The organism is Pseudomonas sp. TWR1-1-3 (assembly GCF_049896805.1).
Classification (GTDB): domain Bacteria; phylum Pseudomonadota; class Gammaproteobacteria; order Pseudomonadales; family Pseudomonadaceae; genus Aquipseudomonas; species Aquipseudomonas bubulae.
On record NZ_JAFCUZ010000009.1, the window covers coordinates 1 to 3,867 of the forward strand.

Genomic DNA, 3,867 nt, shown 5'->3' on the forward strand with positions numbered 1-3,867 from the left:
CGGCCTCATGCAATGTTGAACGGTGTAAACCGTAGAGTTTTGCCATGCGGCCGATGGTTAATTTTGCCATGTAGGGCAGTGTCGGGTTCTGTCTGTAGGGTGCCCTACAGTCTACTGCTATTTATGAGACTTAACCGACCATTCCCTAACGCGGTCCGGTGGACCTTGTTGGCTACCGTGCTGGTAGGCAGCACAGCTGCCAGACCCACACGGCAGCTTGTGAAAGACACAGGGTTTGCGCTGAGCGAGCAAACGCAATATCTTTGGGTAATAGATACATAGCATTAAAACGAAAAAACCCTGCCAAGGCAGGGTTTCATTCGGGCCAGCGGCGACTGCAATCGCTCTGGCCAAGGTCTCGGGGAATCTCTGCTTTTCGGTGCGGGGAACGAGACCTGGTAAGCCAATTCTGTCGGGAAAACTCCCGTCTGTCCAGCTTCCAGCCTCCCCCGACACCTCTTCCCGACGCTTGGAATCAAGATGCTTTGGGCCCGGGAAGTAATAGCTGCCGATCAAGGGGATCTCTTCACGGCAGCCGGTATAGCCGGTTAGGTGCGACCCGCAAGGGCGAGAAGGCAATGGCAGGGCAGCGTAAAAACCCAACCACGGGCGCTGTCACTGTCCTAAAACCCACCAACCGCCAGACGCCGAAGAGGGCAGGGGGCGCAGTGGTAAACAATCCCCGAAAGTCTGGAACGCCTGTTGGGAGTGGGAGCCGGGTGGTCGCACCTGGAACAAAATCCTCACTGCGTGGAGTCATGCGAGACGCTTTTTTTAAAAGCCGATCGTAGGGGCTCCCACGCCAGTGGGAGCCATCAAGTGCGTCGCGCAGCCATCATTATTGCCGCCAGTGGGCGGCCTTAGACTGGCGTCAGCCATCATTGCTCGTGCTCTTGTCTCTCAGGGTTATTACCCGCTTTGGATCTTTCCCAGCGAGTGGGGGTCCCCCTTTAGGGGGTCGAGCTGGTGAGCGCGTAGCGCGAATGCTCTTGGCTTTTTGCCCTTTTGTACCTTTTCACCTTTATACCTCTCCTATTGGCGTTCTATTGCTGAAGCAATAGCCAACGCAATAGAACGACCAATAGAACGCCACATAGATAATCCAAGACAAAAGCAGAGCAACAGCGCGCCATCCCTACGGTCTGTCGTGGCCGCCCTGCGGGACGCCCAAACCTTCCGGGGGAGCGCCCCGTCAGGCTTTCAGGGTTCCGACTCGCTGCGCGAGCCTCCACCCTCTTTCCTCACCTGCGCCCTGAACGGGCTTGTCTCGAAAATTCACCCGCGTGCGCGCCCGGCAAAGCCGGACCAACCTGCATTCTGCAATTGCGCGACGTCTCGTTGCGGTCCTTTGTCCCTTTCTTGACTGCTACATCGCGAATCCAGGTTGGTCCGGTTTCACCTGACGCGCACGCAAGCGGTGCGGCCGGATGCTTCGCACCCTGGTTACGCCCTGAACGGGCTTCACCAGGGCAGACCGGAAAAACTTGGCCTGGGGGCCATTTTTCCTCACCCCCCTCGTGGGCTCGGGAGGCGTCTGTCAGGCTGTTATCGCCACCAGAGGTGGCGGTTTATCCGAGCAGCTTTTGGCTGCTCGGGATGCGCTACCATGCGATTTTTTAAGGAGCCATCTCATGCAGCGTTTGGTAAAGCCGTCGGACTACGTCCTGCAGGACGTTCTTGGCCAATCGATGTATCAGATTCCCTGGGAGCCAAGGCTCTGCCCGGGCAATCCAGCAGAAGATCCCGAGGTTGGCGCACTGCTTTACAACGCATTCGTCCAGGATCAGGCCAACGGTGTTGTGCCGCGTACACCCGCCGAGCAGATGAGCGATATCCTGGATTGGGTTTTCGAAACGGCGGGCGAACCCGCCCGCCGCCTGGCCACTGACTTGGCGGCAGCGTACCTGGGCAAGCACGCCTTCCTGATCGATGATATGGAGGATTGGGACGCGGAAACCAAGTCGCATCGGGCACACATGGTTTTTCATGGCGAGGACATTAGGGGACTTTCAGCGCGAACCGTCATGAAATTGCGGGCTCGAGCTGCCGCCGGATTTTAGCCGCGAAAATATCGTTCGACCGGTTGTGCTACTAGCAACACGGGAGTGCATAACGAATAGAAAGGAACCCAATTTATGCAGACTGAACAATCCCCATCCCCCCGCCAGCCTATCGTGCGCCGCTATTTCTTCGGCATGACCAGTCATATCGAGCTGGCATGCGGCCATAGCCGTGATGAGCGCGTGATGTGGGCCGGTAGCGATGTGATGCCAGGTGAAGCGACGACCTGCTTTGACTGCGGCCTGGTGGCCGCTGGCCTGATGCCGACCGAAGAACAGTTGCAAGCGTTCCGGCGCGAACACGGGACGGAGTGAGTCTGCGTTACCAATAACGCCGCTTATGTTCAAAAGCCCCCTACACTCAAGCCGAGCGTGGGGTTTTTTTTTGTGGGCACGGATACCACATCCCCCCACACTGGTACTCCAGAACCCCATACTGTGGTTTTACGCACTGGGGGCCACTGACTCGGATAAGGACACCCCTGCCATGCCGTTACCCGTCACGCCGTCTTATGAGCGCCGTTTGCGCGACCTGCGCACGCTGTCCCCGGACACTGGCGCACTGCTTGAGCGCATCGCCCTGGAGCTGCAGCCGCAAGTGCTGGCCACCTCGATTGAGGCGTTGGAGGCGCAATTATTGGATCACCTGCAGGAAGTGGCTGAGCAGCAGACGCGCTGTGTAACTCGATTCTGGGACTGGTTAAACGCCGTGGTCGCCGCCGGAGCGCTGACCCCACCACAGGCGGCAGCGTTTGCCTGCGAAGCCGCCACCTTGGGCGGCCCGTCCGGAGTGGTGCCCGAATGAGCGGCCGTTACGGTAACGGCAGCGACCCGTTAGCCGCGATCAGTACGTCGCCTGAAGTGCTGGCCACACTGCGCCGTCGAATGACTGCCATCGAGCTCGCCGCCGACACCCTGCAGGTGCATCTGGCCAGCGAGCGGGCGCAAGGTTTTGTTGAGATGCTGGAAGAGCTCAAGGTGCTTAAGCCGGCCGAGATTGAAAGCCTGTACCTGATCATTGATGACGCCGCTCAGGCGCGCGTCACGGCGTTGCTGCTGTGATCGGGGACGGGATTCACGAAGACGCGCTGCAGCACCTGGTGCAACAGAGCGCGGTCAGGGAGTTTGTCGTGGGCCGCGATGCCAGCCGCACCAAGTGGACGTTTTCGGTGCGCCTCGGTGGCCCGCACTCGCGGCTGATTCCAGTACGGTCGAGGCGGGAGGTGATTCGTACCTGGGCCAGCCTGACGGCGGTGGGTCGCTTTGCCGAAAGGCTTGGTGTGCGAGGCTTTGCGGTGGAACTATGAAGTTTCGCGCCCGCGAAACTGGCCACGGCTTTTAGTTATCGAGAGCGTCGAGCAAATTTGCCCAAGTAGGGGCTTCCCCTGGCTTCGCGTTGTGAGGCAATGCAGGTTTAGGCTCGGGTTTATGCTCGATCAGCCGAAGTGATTGTTGCAGCTCTTGTATCTCTGCACGCAGCAATCGAACCTCTTCAACCAACGAGTGTAGGGCTGGGTGTAAGGCGTCCATTTCAGGTGTAGGGGAAGTGTAGGGCGAGGGTGTCGGGTCAAGTGTAGGGCGGTGTAGGGTGATCCCCTGTGGTTCGCCATAAACGCGGATCATTTCTGATAGGTCGATAACCTTTTGCCCTTTACCGTCTAGGCCAGCAGTTACGCGGCCTTTAGACACGGCCTCATGCAATGTTGAACGGTGTAAACCGTAGAGTTTTGCCATGCGGCCGATGGTTAATTTTGCCATGTAGGGCAGTGTCGGGTTCTGTCTGTAGGGTGCCCTACAGTCTACTGCT

Annotated in this window: 6 protein-coding genes; 5 read left to right on the top strand and 1 reads right to left on the bottom strand. The window is 58.5% G+C overall.

Annotated features, from left to right (window positions below):
* The first annotated feature begins 1,631 nt into the window (after nt 1-1,631).
* The 5 genes from ACP7BE_RS23150 (at nt 1,632) to ACP7BE_RS23170 (ending at nt 3,367) form a co-directional block, all read left to right on the top strand.
* Entirely contained in the window at nt 1,632-2,060 is a 429-nt protein-coding gene (locus ACP7BE_RS23150) for a hypothetical protein (RefSeq protein WP_426107440.1), read from the top strand.
* A gap of 75 nt (nt 2,061-2,135) precedes the next feature.
* The gene (locus tag ACP7BE_RS23155) at nt 2,136-2,375 is read left to right on the top strand and encodes a hypothetical protein (RefSeq protein WP_426107442.1); all 240 of its coding nucleotides are present in this window, start codon (nt 2,136-2,138) and stop codon (nt 2,373-2,375) included.
* Between the two features lie 172 nt (nt 2,376-2,547).
* On the top strand, nt 2,548-2,865 hold the full coding sequence (locus ACP7BE_RS23160) for a hypothetical protein (protein WP_095026061.1): 318 nt from the start codon (nt 2,548-2,550) through the stop codon (nt 2,863-2,865).
* Complete coding sequence (locus ACP7BE_RS23165; protein WP_095031318.1) at nt 2,862-3,122, top strand: hypothetical protein; 261 nt, start codon at nt 2,862-2,864, stop codon at nt 3,120-3,122. The genes ACP7BE_RS23160 and ACP7BE_RS23165 overlap by 4 nt, the downstream gene beginning before the upstream one ends.
* Nucleotides 3,119-3,367, top strand: a complete 249-nt coding sequence (locus ACP7BE_RS23170; RefSeq protein ID WP_426107445.1) for a hypothetical protein — start codon at nt 3,119-3,121, stop codon at nt 3,365-3,367. Before ACP7BE_RS23165 ends, ACP7BE_RS23170 begins: the two co-directional genes overlap by 4 nt.
* A 31-nt stretch (nt 3,368-3,398) precedes the next feature.
* Here ACP7BE_RS23170 and ACP7BE_RS23175 read toward each other — a convergent pair.
* Nucleotides 3,399-3,867, bottom strand: a 469-nt coding sequence (locus ACP7BE_RS23175) for a hypothetical protein (RefSeq protein ID WP_426107447.1), incomplete at its 5' end; no start/stop codon positions are given.